General features: G+C 70.9%; 17 protein-coding genes. 8 read left to right on the top strand and 9 right to left on the bottom strand.

What is annotated here, in order from left to right:
• Positions 1 to 105 precede the first annotated feature (105 nt).
• Both yedA and rarD read left to right on the top strand, forming a co-directional pair.
• Positions 106 to 1,029 (top strand): drug/metabolite exporter YedA, encoded by a 924-nt coding sequence (gene yedA / locus ABE488_RS02615; protein ID WP_346447024.1) that lies wholly within the window; start codon positions 106 to 108, stop codon positions 1,027 to 1,029.
• Positions 1,026 to 1,937: an EamA family transporter RarD gene (gene rarD, locus ABE488_RS02610; protein WP_346442811.1), complete on the top strand. Its 912-nt coding sequence runs from the start codon at positions 1,026 to 1,028 to the stop codon at positions 1,935 to 1,937. Before yedA ends, rarD begins: the two co-directional genes overlap by 4 nt.
• A 7-nt stretch (positions 1,938 to 1,944) precedes the next feature.
• On the opposite strand, the gene ABE488_RS02605 is transcribed toward rarD, so the two are convergent.
• Positions 1,945 to 3,018, bottom strand: a complete 1,074-nt coding sequence (locus ABE488_RS02605) for an alpha/beta fold hydrolase (protein WP_346447022.1) — start codon at positions 3,016 to 3,018, stop codon at positions 1,945 to 1,947.
• A 149-nt stretch (positions 3,019 to 3,167) separates the two neighbouring features.
• Here ABE488_RS02605 and ABE488_RS02600 point away from each other — a divergent pair, with 149 nt between their 5' ends.
• Positions 3,168 to 3,827, top strand: a complete 660-nt coding sequence (locus tag ABE488_RS02600; protein WP_346447020.1) for an NTP transferase domain-containing protein — start codon at positions 3,168 to 3,170, stop codon at positions 3,825 to 3,827.
• A gap of 25 nt (positions 3,828 to 3,852) precedes the next feature.
• On the opposite strand, the gene ABE488_RS02595 is transcribed toward ABE488_RS02600, so the two are convergent.
• From ABE488_RS02595 to ABE488_RS02575, 5 genes are all read right to left on the bottom strand, one after another.
• Positions 3,853 to 4,158, bottom strand: coding sequence for a hypothetical protein (locus ABE488_RS02595; RefSeq protein ID WP_346447018.1), 306 nt, complete (start codon positions 4,156 to 4,158; stop codon positions 3,853 to 3,855).
• The gene (locus tag ABE488_RS02590; RefSeq protein WP_346447016.1) at positions 4,155 to 5,483 is read right to left on the bottom strand and encodes an ABC transporter permease; all 1,329 of its coding nucleotides are present in this window, start codon (positions 5,481 to 5,483) and stop codon (positions 4,155 to 4,157) included. The genes ABE488_RS02595 and ABE488_RS02590 overlap by 4 nt, the downstream gene beginning before the upstream one ends.
• A 10-nt stretch (positions 5,484 to 5,493) precedes the next feature.
• On the bottom strand, positions 5,494 to 6,660 hold the full coding sequence (locus ABE488_RS02585) for an ABC transporter permease (protein WP_346447014.1): 1,167 nt from the start codon (positions 6,658 to 6,660) through the stop codon (positions 5,494 to 5,496).
• Between the two features lie 195 nt (positions 6,661 to 6,855).
• A complete protein-coding gene (locus tag ABE488_RS02580; protein ID WP_346442821.1) occupies positions 6,856 to 7,551 on the bottom strand; it encodes an ABC transporter ATP-binding protein in 696 nt (231 codons plus the stop codon).
• 95 nt (positions 7,552 to 7,646) lie between these two features.
• Positions 7,647 to 8,873 (bottom strand): efflux RND transporter periplasmic adaptor subunit, encoded by a 1,227-nt coding sequence (locus tag ABE488_RS02575; RefSeq protein ID WP_346447012.1) that lies wholly within the window; start codon positions 8,871 to 8,873, stop codon positions 7,647 to 7,649.
• A 222-nt stretch (positions 8,874 to 9,095) separates the two neighbouring features.
• Between ABE488_RS02575 and ABE488_RS02570 the strand changes: the two genes are divergently transcribed.
• The 5 genes from ABE488_RS02570 (at position 9,096) to ABE488_RS02550 (ending at position 13,212) form a co-directional block, all read left to right on the top strand.
• On the top strand, positions 9,096 to 10,037 hold the full coding sequence (locus tag ABE488_RS02570) for an ABC transporter ATP-binding protein (protein ID WP_346442824.1): 942 nt from the start codon (positions 9,096 to 9,098) through the stop codon (positions 10,035 to 10,037).
• Positions 10,034 to 10,816: an ABC transporter permease gene (locus ABE488_RS02565; RefSeq protein ID WP_346442826.1), complete on the top strand. Its 783-nt coding sequence runs from the start codon at positions 10,034 to 10,036 to the stop codon at positions 10,814 to 10,816. Before ABE488_RS02570 ends, ABE488_RS02565 begins: the two co-directional genes overlap by 4 nt.
• A 52-nt stretch (positions 10,817 to 10,868) precedes the next feature.
• Positions 10,869 to 12,068 carry a sensor histidine kinase gene (locus tag ABE488_RS02560; RefSeq protein ID WP_346442828.1) on the top strand — a complete coding sequence of 400 codons (1,200 nt, stop codon included), beginning with the start codon at positions 10,869 to 10,871 and terminating at the stop codon, positions 12,066 to 12,068.
• 18 nt (positions 12,069 to 12,086) lie between these two features.
• Positions 12,087 to 12,707: a response regulator transcription factor gene (locus ABE488_RS02555; protein ID WP_346442877.1), complete on the top strand. Its 621-nt coding sequence runs from the start codon at positions 12,087 to 12,089 to the stop codon at positions 12,705 to 12,707.
• A gap of 106 nt (positions 12,708 to 12,813) precedes the next feature.
• The gene (locus ABE488_RS02550) at positions 12,814 to 13,212 is read left to right on the top strand and encodes a hypothetical protein (RefSeq protein ID WP_346447010.1); all 399 of its coding nucleotides are present in this window, start codon (positions 12,814 to 12,816) and stop codon (positions 13,210 to 13,212) included.
• Between the two features lie 39 nt (positions 13,213 to 13,251).
• Here ABE488_RS02550 and ABE488_RS02545 read toward each other — a convergent pair whose 3' ends face one another.
• Genes ABE488_RS02545 through ABE488_RS02535 form a run of 3 tightly spaced genes read right to left on the bottom strand, consistent with a single transcriptional unit; the run spans position 13,252 to position 16,480 of the window.
• Positions 13,252 to 14,610 (bottom strand): leucyl aminopeptidase family protein, encoded by a 1,359-nt coding sequence (locus ABE488_RS02545; RefSeq protein WP_346447008.1) that lies wholly within the window; start codon positions 14,608 to 14,610, stop codon positions 13,252 to 13,254.
• Positions 14,611 to 14,622: 12 nt separating this feature from the next.
• Complete coding sequence (locus ABE488_RS02540) at positions 14,623 to 15,336, bottom strand: HAD-IA family hydrolase (RefSeq protein WP_346447006.1); 714 nt, start codon at positions 15,334 to 15,336, stop codon at positions 14,623 to 14,625.
• Positions 15,337 to 15,358: 22 nt separating this feature from the next.
• Positions 15,359 to 16,480 carry an AI-2E family transporter gene (locus tag ABE488_RS02535; protein WP_346442835.1) on the bottom strand — a complete coding sequence of 374 codons (1,122 nt, stop codon included), beginning with the start codon at positions 16,478 to 16,480 and terminating at the stop codon, positions 15,359 to 15,361.
• Between the last annotated feature and the right edge of the window lie 5 nt (positions 16,481 to 16,485).

The raw sequence follows: 16,485 nt of genomic DNA, 5'->3' as shown, positions 1-16,485 counted from the left end.
AACGCTGCGCCATGCAACACCGCCATTCCAGCCATGCAACGGGCGCGCGGCGTAGAATCTGCGGACCGCTGATGCGGGTCTGCCCTCTCTTTCGGAACTGCCCCCATGAGCAACGCGTCCGGTGTGCGTCCGGCGTCGGTACTGGCCATCGGCCTGGCGTTGGCGGCCGTGTACGTGGTTTGGGGCTCAACCTACCTTGCGATCCGCTTCGCACTGGAAGGCGGCTATCCGCCGCTGCTGATGGCCGGTTCGCGCTTCATCGCCGCTGGTGCGCTGATGTACGCCGTGCTGCGCCTGCGCGGCGTGCCGGCGCCGACGCGCGGCCAGTGGCCGAACGTGATTGCGATGGGCGTGTTGCTGCTGGGGCTGGGCAATGGCATGGTCTGCATCGCCGAGCAGAGCGTGTCGTCGGGCATGGCCGCGGTCGCGGTGGCGTCGGTGCCGATCTGGGTGGCGTTGTTCTCGGTCCTGCGCGGTGAGCGGCCCGGTCCTGTCGAATGGGCGGGCCTGGCGATCGGCTTCGTCGGCGTGGTGTGGCTCAACGCCGGCAGCTCGCTGACCTCGACGCCGGCCGGCCTGGTCGCGCTGCTGATTGCGCCGCTGGCCTGGGCGTTCGGCTCGGTCTGGAGCCGCGGCCGCGACCTGCCGTCGCCGTTCATGGCCGCGGCCGCGCAGATGCTCGCCGGTGGCGTGCTGATTCTCGCGACCGGCCTGCTGCTGGGCGAGCGGCTGGACGTGCCACCGACCCCCAAGGGCCATCTTGCACTCGCTTATCTCGCCTCGTTCGGCTCGATCGTCGGCTTCACCGCCTACGTGTGGCTGCTGCACAACGTCCGCCCGACGCTGGCCAGCAGCTACGCCTACGTCAATCCGGCGATCGCGGTGGTGCTCGGCGCCTGGCTGGCCGCCGAGCGGTTCACCGCGCACGACCTGGGCGCGATGGCGGTGATCCTGGCGGCGGTGGTGGCAATCACGCTCGGGCGTGCGCGCAAGGCGCCCACGCCCGTCGCCGCCGGAGACGAGGCATGAACGACGCCGTGCAAGCCCGTCGCGGGACATGGATCGCCGCCGCGGCGTTCGTGATCTGGGGGCTGATGCCGATGTACTGGCATCTGCTGCGCGAGGTGCCGTCGCTGCAGATCGTGCTGCACAGGGCGATCTGGTGCGCGATCCTCGTGGCCGCGTGGCTGACGCTGCGCCATGGACGCGGTTGGCTGCGCGAGACCATCGCCCAGCCGCGGTTGGCCGGCATGCTGGCGCTGTCGGGCGTGCTGATCGCCGGCAATTGGAGCCTGTACGTGTGGGCGGTCAACAGCGGGCATGTCGTCGAGGCGAGCCTGGGCTACTTCATCAACCCGCTGCTCAACGTGGTCATCGGCGTGCTGTTCCTGCGCGAGCGGCTGTCGCGGCCGCAATGGATCGCCGTTGCACTGGCGGCCTGCGGCGTGCTGTGGCTGACTTTCAACTACGGCAGCTTCCCGTGGATTGCGCTGTGCCTGGCCGGCTCGTTCGCGCTGTACGGGCTGATCCGCAAGTTCGCGGCGGTCGAGGCGGTCAGAGGCCTCGGGGTGGAGAACCTGTTCGTGTTCGGGCCGGCGCTGTTGGCGCTGGCCTGGCTGGAACTGCGGGGTGGCGGCGGTTTCTTCTCGCTGCGCTGGGGCGGCCTCACCGATGTGCTGCTGGTGATGGGCGGCGCGCTGACCGCGATTCCGCTGATCTGCTTCGCCTACGCGGTGCGGCGGGTGCCGCTGACGGTGGTCGGGCTGATGCAGTACATCGGTCCGACGCTGCAACTTCTGCTGGGCGTGTTCTTCTTTGGCGAAGCGTTCGGCGCCGACCGGGCCACCGGCTTCGCCTTTATCTGGGCCGGGCTGGTGATCTTCGCGGTCGACGGCTATCTGCAGGCGCGCCGGCGGATCGTCGCGCAACAGGCCTGAGCGCGGATCAGGCCTTGGCCGGCGCAACGCGCGCGCGGGCAGGGCACGTCGGTGCGTCCAGCCAATTGACGACCGTCGGCAACAGCAGGTCGAGCTGCATCGGCAGGCTGAGGTGGTCCTCGCCGGCCAGTTCGAGATAGCGCGCCCGCGGCGCGGCGGCGGCCAGCGCACGGCCGTGCGCGACCGGGACGTGCCGATCGGCGCGGCCATGGATCAGCAGCACGCAGCCGGGCACGCGAGTGAGCGCCGCGCCGACATCGATCTCGTCCAGCGGCAGGTCCAACATGGCGCCGGCCTGCACGATCGCCGTGTCCAGCGTCGCCGCATCGACCCGCCAGCGCAGCCAGCGTCGGGTGAGCCGCGCCTGCCAGTCGCCGGTATCGTCGGCGAGCATGTGCGGCACCATCGCGCGGATCGCGCCGCCGGCGTGGGCGAACGACTCCAGGGCCACGATTCGGTGCGCCGCCAGGTGTGGATCGGTCGCGGCGAACAGCGCCGTCGCTGCGCCGTAGGACACGCCGAACACCGACAGCGGCCCGACCACCTCGCCGCGCGCACGCAAGGCGGCGACCGCATCGACGACATCGGCAGCCTCGCGTGTGCCGTAGCCCGACGGCGCGGCGCCGGAGCGGCCGTGGTTGCGCAGGTCGAGTGTGATCGTGCGGTAGCCGGCCTGCGCCAGCGCCAGCGACCACGGCAGCAGCGAACCGCCGTCCATCATCCAGCCATGCAGCAGCACCACCGTGCCGCGCGGGGCGGCGCCGGTCGCGACCGGCGATTGGAAGTCCAGGTGCACCTCCAGGGGCGCGGCTTCGCTCGGCGGGCGTGTCCAGGCGTAGTCCATCCGGTAGTCGCCTGGATCGAGCGCGCGCCAGAACAGCGGCACGCCCGACGCGGTGGCCACATAACCGCTGCGGTGCGGAAGCCGTGCGTAAGCGGCCTCCAGGCGTGCCTGCGGCAGCAGCGGCGATGCGCCGTCGGGCGCGACCAGATGGGCGGCGTGTGATGCCGCCAGACCCGGCCACGACGAGAACCCGGCGACCAGCAGGCAGGCGAGCAGCAGGGCAGCAAGGCGGAGCATCGGACGGCCGCAGCGACAACGGCCGCGCAGACTAACGACCCGATCGGCGGCGCTGCTATCGCACTCCGATGACAACGGCATGACAGACGGTGCGCGTTCAGCGCATCGATCCGGGCGTCCCAGGGCGCAAGCTCTGGCACAGTGACGCGATGTCCAGTTCCGATGCGAATGCAGCCGCGGGCCCTGCTGCCGCTCCGCGCAACGCGGCCGGCCATGCCGCCGTCGTGCTCGCTGCCGGCGGCAGCACGCGCCTGGGCCGGCCCAAGCAACTGTTGCGTCGTGCGGGCGAACCGCTGGTCGTCCGTGCGGTGCGGCTCGCGGCGGAGACCGCGCCCGACCGGCTGGTGGTGATTCTGGGCGGCCATCGCGATGCGGTCGCCGCCGCCCTGGCGTCCGCACCCGGCGAGCGCTGCGACGTGCCCGAATGGCGCGCGGGGCTTGCCGGGAGTCTCGCCGCCGCGGCGCGCGCGCTGCAGGGACATACCGGACCGGTGCTGGTGGTCGGGGTCGACCAGCCTGCGCTCGAAGCGACGCATCTGCGCGCGTTGCTCGTCGGCGGGGCGAAAGCGGCGTTCGGCTGCGCGGCGACGCTGCATGGCGATCGCCCGGGCATTCCGGCCGTGCTGTCGTCGGCACTGTTCGCGCAGGTCGAGGCGTTGCACGGCGATCGGGGCTTCGGTGCGCTGCTCGCGGCGCTGCCGCAAGGCGGGCTGTTCCGCCTGGAGGCGCCGGCGCTGCAGCGCGATCTCGACACGCCCGAGGATGTCCGGCAGGCGCAGGCCGACGGCCTGCTGGATCGCGACGACTGAGTGCGCCCGGTCGCGCGGTGCCGTGCTAGCGCGTCGCAAGCAGCCAGACGACGACGGCGCTGCCGACGACCGCCACGGCGATTGCGGCCTGACGCCAGCGCGCCGCGCGTCGGCGATAGCGCGCGACGCGTTCGGCGTTGAGCGCGTTGGCGCGCGCAATCAACGGCGCGGTCTCGCGCTCGGCGCGGGCGTAGATGGCCTCGGCGCGGTCGGGCGCCGCCTCGGCCTGCAGCGCTGCGTCCTCGTAGCGCTCGAACGCGCGGGCCTGCAGCGCCTGGATCTCGCGCTGCAGGTCCGTGTTCGACAGCGTGGCCGGATCGCCGCCGCTCATCCGGCACGCAGCGCGGTGGTCACCGGCAGCTGCGCCGCACGGACCGCCGGGAACAGCCCGCCGACGAAGCCGATCGCCAGTGCCCATTTCAGCCCGCCCCACAACAGCGCGGGCGTGACCCGGAACTCGAACGTCATCTGGCCGACGCCGCCGGCGAGCGTCGAGGCGCCGTAGCCGTCGAACAGCAGCCAGGCGATCGCGCCGCCGAGCAGGCCACCCAGCAGCGCCAGCAGCATCGTCTCGAGCATGACCGCGACCACGACCGGCAAGCCGCGGAAGCCGATCGCGCGCAGGGTCGCGATCTCGCGCGCCCGCGCCGCGACCGTCGCGAACATCGTATTGAGCGCGCCGAACACCGCGCCGACCGCCATGATCGAGCCCACGACGATGCCGATGACGCGCAGCACCTTGGACATGCCCTCCGACTGCTTGGCGAAGTAGTCCAGCGTGGTGCTGACCTCGACCTGGGTGCGCGGATCGGCATCGAGGCCGGCCTTGAAGGCGTTGAAGGCAGCAGGATCGGTCAACCGCGCGGTGATCGACGCACGCGTCGAACCGCGGCGGTAGGTGGTCGCGACGACCTCGGCATCGGCCCAGATCTCCGAGTCGGTCGCATCGCCCGCCTCGAACGTCCCGACCACCTGCCAGGTGTCGCTGCCCAGCCGGATCGACTGGCCCGGGTCGAGTCCGGCGAACTGCTTGCGTGCGCCCTTGCCGACCACCAGTTCGCGTTTGCCGGTCTCGAACATCCGCCCGTCGACGATCCGCAGCTTCGGCCGCACCTGGAAGGCCATGTCGCCGACGCCGCGGAACTGCACGCTGCCGTCTTCGTCGGGCGCGCCGCCGCGCAGCGGCAGCGTCGCGGCGACGACGAGCTCGGGCGAGGCCAGCGGCCGGCCGTCGGCGCTGCGGGCGATCTGCGGTGCCTGCATGACCGTGTTGATCGTCGCGCGGTCGAGCGTGGACATCACCTCGGCGATCGAGCCGCCGCGCAGCACGATCGCATTGGTGGCATCGCCCGTGCTGCCGACGGTCTGTCGGTAACCTTCCGCCATCGACAGCAGTGCGACCAGCACCGCGACCACGCCGGCGATTCCGATCACCACCACCGACGAGGCGCCCAGCCGCTGGCCGAGCGTGCTGATGCCGACGTGGCTGACCGACGCCGCCTGGCGCCCACCGCGGCTGAGGCTCATCCACAGCGCGACCGCGAGCGCGGCCGCGAGCAGCACGTACCACGGCGCCAGGATCCAGACGACGAGCGCGACGAGCAGGGCCGCGCCCAGGGCGGCGTTCTGCAGCAGGGATTTGAGCAACGGATGCATGGCGGTCTCCTCAGCGGCCCGCGAGGGCATCGACGATGTTCAGGCGCATCGCGCGCAGCGCCGGCAGTGCGCCGACGACCAGGCCGATCGCGCCCATCAGGCCCAGCCCCAACAGCCAGCTGCGCCACTCGATCCCTGGCAGGCGGATCATGTCCCCGGCCACGAGGTTGAGCACCGCACTGGCCGCGGCCGCCAGGCCCAGGCCGAGCACGCCGCCGAAGACCACCAGTACCATCGATTCGGCCAGCACCAGCATCAACACGCTGGTGCTGGAAAAGCCGATCGTCTTGAGCACAGCCAGTTCCGAGGTGCGCTCGCGCACCGCCTGCGCCATCGTGTTGCCGGTCAGCAGCAACAGGGTGAAGAACACCGCGCCCATGATCGCGCTGACGATCATGCCGATGTCGGCCATCTGCTTGAGCTGGGAGGCGATCGCCGCGCCTTCGGTCATCGTGCGCGTCTCGTTGGGCGAGTTGGCCGACAACGCGTCGATCGCCTTGGCGGCGCGATCGGCGCGGCGCACGTCCGACACCCGGCTGACGTACCAGCCCACCTCGTTGTCCACGTACGGCGTGGACTGGGCGTAGTAGTCATAGTGCATCAGCAGCATCTGGTCGTTGAAACCGCCCTGCTTGCCGCCGCGGTTGCGCAGCACGCCGACGATGTCGAACGACCAGTTCATCGAGCCGTCGCTGTTGGGGAAGATCGACGACTGCAGCGGGATGCGGTCGCCGAGCTTCCAGTCGAAGCGCTGCATCAGCTTCTCGCCGACCAACACGCCGGTACGCGTGTTCGCGAACGCGTCGCGCTCGGCCTGCGCGACGTCGATCTCCGGATACAGGTCGAGATAGTTGGGCGCGACCGCGAAGCTGAAGATCTGGTTGCGCGGCCCCTGGTAGGTGCCGCCGAACCAGCTGGCGTAGGTCACCGCCTCGATGTTGTCGACCAGCTCGATGCGCTTGCCCAGCGCCTGCGGCAGTGTCTCGATGAACGACAGCCGCGACGAGGTCTGCAGGCGTTGCGCGCCATCGGCATTCTTTCCGAGCTGCTCGAACGCCACCCGGATGCCATCGAGCAGACCGAACAGCAGGAAGGCGGCGACGATCGACGCCACGGTGAGCGCGGTGCGGGTCTTGCGGCGCATCAGCGCGGCCCAGACCAGATGCAGGTATTTCATGGGATGTCCTGCCGGTGTAGTTCAGGAATTCGGTGATGGCTTCGCACCTTCCCCCGCTAGCGGGGGAAGGCCGGGATGGGGGTGAGGGATCGGATCGCGGAGAAGTGCGGCCCGCACAATGCGTGCGGGTGTTCTTCATCGAACTGATCGTTTGCCCCCACCCAACCCTCCCCCGCGTGCGGGAAGGGCTTCAGATCAAGCCGCCGCTGCGTGCTCGCTGACCAGCGTGCCCTTGTCCAGATGCAACGTGTGGCTGGCGTACTCGGCGGCCTTCGGGTCGTGGGTCACCATGACGATGGTCTTGCCGTGTTCGCGGTTGAGCGTCTGCAGCAGGCCCAGGATGTCCTGCGCCGATTGCCGGTCGAGATCGCCGGTCGGCTCGTCGCAGATCAGCAGCGTCGGGTCGGAGACGATCGCGCGTGCGATCGCCACGCGCTGCTGCTGGCCACCCGACAGTTCGTTGGGCTTGTGCGAGGTGCGGTCCGACAGCCCGACCAGGGTCAACGCGATCTGCGCGTTGCGCTTGCGCTGCGCGCCCGAAAGCTTGGTCAGCAACAGCGGCAGCTCGACGTTCTTCTGCGCGGTCAGCGCCGGCATCAGGTTGTAGAACTGGAACACGTAGCCGACGTTGCGGCTGCGCCAGCTCGACAGTTGCCCGCCGCCCATCCGATCGATGCGCTCGCCGTTGACCGAGATCTCGCCGCCGGTGGGCGTGTCGAGCCCGCCGATCAGATTCAGCAGCGTGGTCTTGCCCGAACCCGAGGGGCCCATCAGCGCGATGAAATCGCCTTCGGCGATATCGAGATCGACGCCGTGCAGGACCTCGACCCGCTCGGGACCGCGCTGGTAGGACTTGGTGAGGTTGCGGATCGACACCAGTGCCATCGTCATTCCCCCTTTCGTGATCTGGAAATTGCGGTGCTGCTCAAGGCGCGCAGCGTGTTGTCGTCGGTCGCACCATCTGCGCGAATGCGCCTTGCAGTGGGTCAGTCCTTGACCCGGACGCGGCTGCCGTCGGCGAGTGCATCGGGCGCATCGACCACCAGCACATCGCCGGGCGCCACCCCGGATGCGATCTCGACATTGCCACCGATGCGCTGGCCCAGTTCGACGGTGCGCTGGCGCACGACGTCGCCGTCGATGACGAACACCACCTGAGCGCCATCGCGCTCGGCCAGCACGGTCGCCGGCACACGCGACAACCGCGGCGCATCGGCGTCCTGGGCCGGGCGCGCCTGCTCAAGGAAGCTCACCGTCGCCCCCATGTCCGGCACGATGCGCGCGTCCTTGGCGTCGAGCGCGATGCGCACCTTCACCGTTGCCTTGCCGCGGTCGGCGGTCGGCACGATCGCGATCACGCTGCCGGGAATCTTCCCGTCGGGATAGGCGTTGAGCGTGGTCTCGACCGGCATGCCCGGCGACACCCGGCCGATGTACGACTCGCCGACATCGACTTCGACCTCGAGCGAATCCATGTCGACGATGGTGCCGATGCCGGTGCGGGTGAAGCCGCCGCCGGCCGACAGCGGCGACACGATCTCCCCCGGCTGCGCGGCCTTGGCGATGACCACGCCGGAGAACGGCGCGCGCACCAGGGTGTCGTCGACGCCGATCGTGGAGATCCGCAATTGCTCGTCGGCGACGCTGGCGTTGCGGCGGGCGGTGGCCAGCTGCGCACGCAGGGCGTCGCGCTGGGCGACGGCCTGCTCGTACTGCGCTTTGGACACCAGTTGCTGGCCGACCAGGGCCTGCAGGCGCTCGGCGTTGGCGGCGGCCTCGGTCAACTGCGCCTGCACGCCGGCGACCTGGCTGCGCGCGGCCTCGAGCTGGGCGGCGGACAGATCGCGCCGGGCATCGGCGTCGATCGGGTCGAGGGTGGCGAGAATCTCGTCGGCCTGCACGTGCTGGCCTTCCTCGATCCGTACCTCGCGCACGCGGCCGGTGATCTTGGCCGACACGGTCGCCATGCGGCGGGCGACGACGTAGCCGCTGGCGTCGAGGACCGAGCCGCCAGCGCTGCCCGGTGCACTGGCCGCGGCCACCCCCGTGGTCTCGACCTCGATCGCGCGCGGCGCCAGCAGCCAGGCCGCGAGCAGCAGGACGAGCGCGACCACGGCCGCGACGCCCATCCCGATCCACAGGCGGCGACGCGACGGCGGCGGGGCGCTGCGGTCGATGCGGAGTTCCTTGAGCAGGTCTGCGTTCGTGTTCATCGGAGCCTGGACGGGAGAACCGCGGCCAGTGTGACCGCGGGGGACGACGGTTTCCAATCTGCCGGCGGCCATGGCCGGCCGAGGGGGCCGCATCGGCACAGTCTGCCGCCCCGCAGGCGCCGGCGGCACGTGACAGCTGTCAGACGATCGTGCTGACGTTTGCGCCTGATGCCGCGCCAGCCCGACGCCGAGACTGGGCGCCCGTCAGAAGGAGACACGACGATGTCCATGTCCGCGATCGCCAACGCATCTGCACCTGCCGTCGTTGATCCGCTCGCGTGTCTGCGCGGTGTCACGCGTGACCGCGGGCGCGTTCGCGCGCTCGACGGCGTCGACCTGGCGGTGCCGCCCGGCCAGGTCACCGCGCTGCTCGGCGTCAATGGGGCGGGCAAGTCCACGACCATCGACGTTCTGCTCGGGTTGCAACCCGCCGACCGGGGCGAGGCCCGGCTGTTCGGCCGCCCGCCTGCCGACCCGGTCGCACGACGGCAGATCGGCGTGATGCTGCAGCAGGCGCAGTTGCCCGAGCGGCTGCGGGTCGGCGAATTGCTGGCGCTGGTGCGCAGTTGGTATCCAGCGCCGCGCAGCCTGGCGGACTGCGTCGCCCTGGCCGGACTCGAGGGGCTGCTGGCGCGCCGCTATGGCCGGCTCTCGGGCGGGCAGCAACGGCGCGTGCAGTTCGCGTTGGCGTTGTGCGGGCATCCGCAATTGCTGTTCCTCGACGAACCCACGACCGGCCTGGACCACGATGCCCGGCAGCAGGTCTGGCAGGCGGTCCGCGCTCTAGTGGCCAATGGGGTGGGCGTGTTGCTGACCACGCACGACATGGCCGAAGCGCAAGCGCTGGCGGATCGTGTCGTGGTGCTGGCTGCAGGCCGCGTCTGCGTTGCCGGCAGTGTCGATGCGGTCCGGGCGCGGGTCGCGCAGCGGCGCGTCGCCTGCGACAGCGCGCTGCCGGAAAGCGCCATCGTGACCTGGCCGGGGGTCGCGTCGGTGAGTCGGACGGGGAGCCGCCTGACGATCATGGCCGACGACGCGGACACAATGGTGCGCAGGCTGCTGCAGGCCGATCCGCAGGTCAGTGGGCTCGAGGTGCGCAGCGCGGACCTGGCCGAGGCGCTGACGGCCCTGCCTGGGCAGGCGCAGGCGGGAGCAGGCGCATGAGCGCGCAGGCACGGCGCGATGCGTCGGTCAGGCGGGCCCCGATGGTGCGCGCGGTGGCGCAGACGGTGCACTGCGAACTGCTGCGGCTGCTGCGCGAACCGATGTACGTGCTGCCCACGCTGTTGTTTCCCGCGCTGTTCTACGCGATGTTCGGGCTCGTGCTCGGCGGCAACCGGGGCAGTGCCGAGGTCGCCCGCTATCTGCTGGCGACGTATGGCGTGTTCGGTGCGATGGGCGCGGGCCTGTTCGGGTGCTCGGTGACGCTGGCGATCGACCGCGAGCGCGGGTTCTTTGCATTGCAACGCGCGCTGCCAGCCCCGGGGGGCGCCTGGCTGGTGGCGCGAGCCGCGATCGCGCTGCTGTTCTCGCTGGTGATCGTGCTGGAGTTGGCGGCGCTGGCCACGACGTTCGGCGGTGTGTCGCTGGCGCCCGCGCAATGGGCGCAGCTGTGGGCGGTCACCGTGCTTGGCGCGTTGCCGTTCTGCGCGATCGGCCTGCTGCTGGGCAGCGTCGCCAGCGCCAACGCCGCGCCGGCCTGGGCGAACCTGCTGTTCCTGCCGATGGCCTTTCTGTCGGGGCTGTGGCTGCCGCTGTCGATGCTGCCCGATGCGCTGGCGCAGTTGGCGCCGCTGTGGCCCGCCTACCACCACAGCCAGCTCGCGCTCGCAGTGCTGGGGGCCGATGCCGGGCGCGGCGTCGGCGGCCACATCGCGGTGCTGACGGCGACGACGCTGGTGTGCGCAGGGCTCGCGCTGCGTCGGCTGGCGCGGGTGGGCTGACGGCGTGGACGCAGATCGCCTGCCGCCCGCCGGGCCGGTTACGCTGGCGGCCGTGAGCGCCCAGATAACCGACAACGCATGCCTCCGGCCCATCGCAGGGTTGCGCCCGGCGCCCGATTCGGTACTCGGGCTGGCCTTGCGCCAGGGCCGGCCAGCGTGGAGCGAGGGCATCCACGCGCTGTGGTCGATCTGGGTGTTCGTGGTGCCGATGTTCTCACCGCGCGGCTACGACCTGCGCTGGCTGATGCTGACGCTGCTGTCGTATCCGGCTTTCCTGGCGCTGTTCGTCGGCGCCCTGGTCCTGCCGCCGCGCCGCGCGCCCTGGTGCGCGGCGGCGATGATCGCGATGTGTCTGGCGATGCTGCCCTGGTACGTGTCGGGGTTGAGCTATTTCGTGTTCGGCTGCGTCTTCCTCGGCACGCTGTCGCGCGGGTCGGTGTGGCGCTATGCGCTGACGCTGGCGGCGCTCAATGCGGGGTTGCTGATCTGGGCGCGCTGGCTCGGCTATCCGTGGACGGCGCTGGCCTGGATGCCGCTCACCACCGGGGTGATCGGCATGTTGGTGCACGTCGACCGTCTGCGGCACGCACAGGATGCGGCACTGCGGCTGTCGCACGACGAGGTCCGGCGCCTGGCCGCGGTCGCCGAGCGCGAGCGCATCGGGCGCGATCTGCACGACCTGCTCGGGCACACGCTGTCGATGGTCGCGCTGAAGGCCGATCTTGCGTCGCGGCTTGTGGAGCGCGATCCAGACGGCGCCCGCCGCGAGATCGGCGAGGTCGGCGGCATCGCGCGCGATGCGCTTGCGCAGGTGCGCCAGGCGGTCAGCGGCATCCGCGCGGCCGGGCTCGCCGCCGAACTCGCGTCGTCGCGCTTGCTGCTCGAGACCGACGGGATCGCGTTCGACTACGTGCTCCATGCCAACGTCGCCGATGCAGGCCTGCCGCCCGAGGTGGAGACGGCCTTGGCGATGACGCTGCGCGAGGCGGTCACCAACCTGCAGCGCCACGCGGGTGCGCACGGCGCACAGGCGACGTTCTCGCGCGAGGGCGATGCGATCCGCTTGCAGGTGGTCGACGACGGCCGCGGCGGTGCGATCGTGCCGGGCAATGGCCTGTCGGGCATGCGCGAACGCATCGAGGCACTGGGCGGTCGCCTGCACGTGGAGGGCGGCGCCGGTGGCACCTGCGTCGATGCGCGCATTCCGTTGCAGCCCGCGCCCGGGGCGCGCCTGCGCGCCGGCGCCTGCTAACGTCGCGCCATGCCGCGCATGCCCACCGCCGACGCACCTTTGCGCATCCTCATTGCGGAGGACCAGGCGATGCTGCGCGGCGCGCTGGCCGCACTGCTGAATCTGGAAGACGACCTGACCGTGGTCGGCAGCGTCGGCGACGGCGAATCGGCCTGGCGCGCACTGCAGCGGCTGGCACCGGACGTGCTGGTCGCCGACATCGAGATGCCCGGTCTCACGGGACTGGAGCTTGCGCAGCGCATCCAGCGCCATGGGCTGCCGGTGCGCGTGGTCATCGTCACCACGTTCGCGCGGTCCGGCTACCTGCGCCGTGCGCTCGATGCCGGCGTCGGCGGCTATCTGCTCAAGGATGCGCCGGCCGAGCAACTCGCCCAGGCCCTGCGCCGGGTCCACGACGGCGGGCGGGCGATCGACCCGCAACTCGCGCTCGAGGCCTGGAGCGAGCCCGATCCGCTGAGCGAGCGCGAACGGCAGGCCCTGCGGCTTGCCGGCGAGGGCCTGGATGCGACCCAGATCGCGGCGCGGCTGCAGCTCTCCCATGGCACCGTACGCAACTATCTGTCGGAGGCCATCGGCAAGCTGGGCGCCGGCAACCGCATCGAGGCCTATCGGCTCGCGCGCCAGAAAGGCTGGCTGTAGCGACGGCCGCATGCGGTCAGGCAACGGCGACAGGGTGTGCGCGACGACGGCGGGCTGCTAGCCTCGATGGCCCGTGCTCACCTGTGCACGTCTGCCGGAAGGCCCCGTGATCCCATCCTCGATGCCGCTGGGCGGCCGTGTCGTCGCCCTCATCGCATTGCTGTGGTACCTGTTCGGCCTGTTGCTGCTGATGCTGCGGCTGGCCACGCTGCCGGCGCAGGCTGAGACCGCCGCGACCGCGATCCCGTTTTGGTTCGATCTCGTCTCCGGCCTGGCCGTGGTCGCCGGCACGTCCGGTTCGGTCGCGCTGCTGCTGGCCCGCCGCTGGGCGGTGCCGATGCTGCTTGCGGCCTTCGTCGCGGTCGCGGCGTTGGTCGGGGCCGGCCTGGCGCTGCAGCCCGCGCTGTTTCCGACCGGCCCTGGAATGCCGCTGCTGCTGGTGCTGGTGATCGGCTCGATCTGGCTGTTCGCGCGCGCGGCCGCACGGCGCGGCTGGCTGCGCTGACGACGCGGGGTTGCCGCCACGCCGTCGGCCTGCGGTCGGTCAGCCGCAGCGCGCCTGCAGCATCGCCCAGGCCGCGCGCAGGCCCAGCGCCTCGCCGCCCTGCGGATGGCCCGGACGGCTGCTGTCGTTCCAGGCGTAGGTGTCCAGGTGCGCCCAGGGCAGGTCGCCAGGCACGAAGCGCTCCAGGTACAGCGCCGCGGTAACGCTGCCGGCCATGCGCGAGCCGGCATTGGCGATGTCGGCGATGCCGCTGGTCAGATAGCGCAGGTACGGCCGCCACAGCGGCATGCGCCAGACCGGGTCGCGGGTGGCCTCGCCGCCGGCGATCCAGGTGGCGGCCAGGGCATCGTCGTTGGCGAACAGCGCAGGCAGGTCGGGCCCCAGCGCGATACGCGCCGCACCGGTCAGCGTGGCGAAATCGAGCAGCGTGCCGGGCGACTGCTCGGCGGCGTAGGCGAGCGCGTCGCACAGCACCAGACGACCCTCGGCATCGGTGTTGTCGATCTCCACACTGATGCCCTTGCGCGTGGCGATGACCTCGCCCGGTCGCAGCGCGTCGGGGCCGATCGCGTTCTCGACCGCCGGCACCAGCAGCGTGATCCGCAGTGGCAGCCGGCGCGCCATGATCAGTTCGGCCAGCGCGATCGCGTGCGCCGCGCCGCCCATGTCCTTCTTCATGTTGCGCATGCCGTCGGCCGGCTTGATGTCCAGGCCGCCGGTGTCGAAACACACGCCCTTGCCGACGATGGCCACATGCGGGTGCGAGGCGTCGCCCCATTGCAGGTGCAGCAGGCGCGGCGCGCGGTGCGAGGCGCGGCCCACGGCATGGATGGCGGGGAAATTCCGCGCCAGCAATGCGTCGCCGACGATGCTTTCGAATGTGGCGCCATGCGCGGCGGCGATGTCGCCGACCACCGCCTCCATCTGTTCGGGTCCCATGTCTTCGGTCGGGGTGTTGACCAGGTCGCGCACGCGCGCGGTTGCGGCGATCAGGTCGACGATCGCCGGGTCCGGCTCGACGGCCAGCCGCGCCGGCTTGCGGGCGGTGGCCTTGTAGCGGGTGAAGCGATACGCGCCCAGGCCCCAGCCCAACTGCAGCGCCTCGGCCGCGTCGTGGCCAACCGGTCGCCAGCAGCCCTCGGGCAGGCCGTAGACGGCATGCGCATAACTGTCGGGATCGTGCGCATCGCCGATGCCGATCACCGCGCCGGCCAGGCCGGCGTCGCCAGGCAGCAGGCTCAGCGCGCCGGGCGCGCCGTCGAAGGCCTGGGCGTCGAGCCAGTGGCCGATGGGGGCCGGCTGGTTTTCGCGCCAAGCGGCGTAGTCGTTGCGCGAGACGATGTGCAGCGGGCGGGCGTCGCGCGCGTCGGCGGCGAACACGTCGGTGATGTCGGTCATGGGCGGGTCCGGTCAGGCGTCGTCGGCAGCGGTCGGCACGGTGTCGAGCCAGTCGGCGAGCGCGGTGAGGGTGTCGAATTCGAGGTCGGGAGCCAGCTCGGGATGTTCCCAGCGGCGGCCCTCGCGGTTGATCCAGCAGCTGCGCAGCCCTGCACGCGCGGCGCCGGCTACGTCCATCTCGATGTGGTCGCCGACGTGCAGCACGTCGCCATGCGCGCAGCCCAGCCGCGTGCAGGCAGCATGGAAGATGCTTGCCTCCGGCTTCGCCGCGCCGTGCTCGCGCGCGGCCAGCTTGAACGCGAACAGATGCGACAGGCCGATGTGCTCGATATCGGCATTGCCGTTGGTCAGCGCAGCCATCGGCACGCGGGCGGCGATCCGCGCCAGCGCATCGAGGCTGTCGGGATAGAACTCGATGCGGTTGCGCTCGGCGTGGAACACCCGGTAGGCCGCGTCGAGCAGGCCGACATCGCCGCCACTGTCGCGCAGCGCGTGCTCGATCGTGAGCTGGCGCAGGGCCTCGACATCGTGCGCCAGGTGCGCGTTGTCGGCGAACACCTGCGCGCGCAGTGCGCGCATGCGTTCGATCGGGTAGCGCTCGGCAGTCACCGGGCTGTGTTCGCGCAGGAACGTGTCGAGCGCTTGCTCGATGCGTGCGCCGATCGGCGCGAACGGCCACACGGTGTCGTCGAGATCGATGGTGATGGCACGGATCGGGAATCGCATGCGGCCATTGTAACGGGCGCGCTCAGGCCAGCAGCCGTGCCCAGCCCTCGAAGCCTTCCAGGCGGCGGAGCACCAGCTTCACGCACACCAGCAACGGGACCGCCAGCAGCAGCCCGACGATGCCCCACATCCAGCCGAACAGCAGCAGCGCCAGCACCAGCATCAGCGGCGACAGCGCCATGCGTCGACCCAGCACGATCGGGGTGACGAACTGGCCTTCGAGCGTGTGCAGCGCCAGATAGATCGCCGCCGGAATCACCGGCGCCCAGGCCGGGGTCGGCCAGGTGCCGTCATAGCTGACAAAGCCCATCAGCAGCATCAGCAGTACGCCGATCAGCGGACCGACATAGGGGGCGAAGTTCAACAGCGCGACCACCGTGCCCCACAACAGCGCTTCCTGCAGCGGCAGTCCCATCCACAGCAAGATGCCGGCAAACAGCGCGCCCAGCAGGGTGTTGATGATCGAAATGGTCAGCACGTAGCGGGAGATCTCGCGCTCGATCGATTGCAGGATGTCGACCGTGAGCTTGCGCCGCTGCCGGTCGGGCAGCAGGGCGATCGCGTTGCGTTGCAGGTTCTCGCCGTAGACCATGAAGAAGAACGTCAACAGCACCACCGCCAGCACCGAGGCGAGCATGCGCGGAGTGGCGACGAGTGTGCGCCACGAGCTGTCGTCCTGGATCCGCACCAACTGCACGCGACGCTGCGGACGGTCCTCGGTCGCACGGGCGAAGGTTTCCGCCGCCCGGTTCGCCTGATGCACCGGCTGGGTCATCTGCTTCAGGCGCGGTGCCAGCGCACGCAGCTGCTTGGGCGCCTGCTGCACCCATTCGCTCGCCGGCCCATAGAGCTGGGTGCCCAGCAGCCCGGCGGTGGTGAGCCCGGCGGCCAGCACCAGCAAGGCGCCGAGGAAGCGGGGAATCCACAAGCGGCGCAGGCCGCGGAGCACCGGATTGCCGATCAATGCGAAAAACATCGCCAACAGGACAGGCAGGATGACGCCCTGCGCGGCCCACAAGGTGACCAGCACCGCGAGCGTGACCAGCACCACCAGTGCAGTCGACGCGCGCGGTCGGGGCGCGACAGGCGTAGGCACCGGCAGCGGTGCATCCTCCGGGGGAGGCGGCGTGGTCGGGGTGCTCATGGAAG

The sequence above is a fragment of the Luteimonas sp. TWI662 genome (assembly GCF_039673825.1).
Taxonomy (GTDB): domain Bacteria; phylum Pseudomonadota; class Gammaproteobacteria; order Xanthomonadales; family Xanthomonadaceae; genus Luteimonas.
The sequence above is the reverse complement of the archived record's forward strand: the minus strand, read 5'-3'. Positions and strand labels throughout refer to the sequence as shown.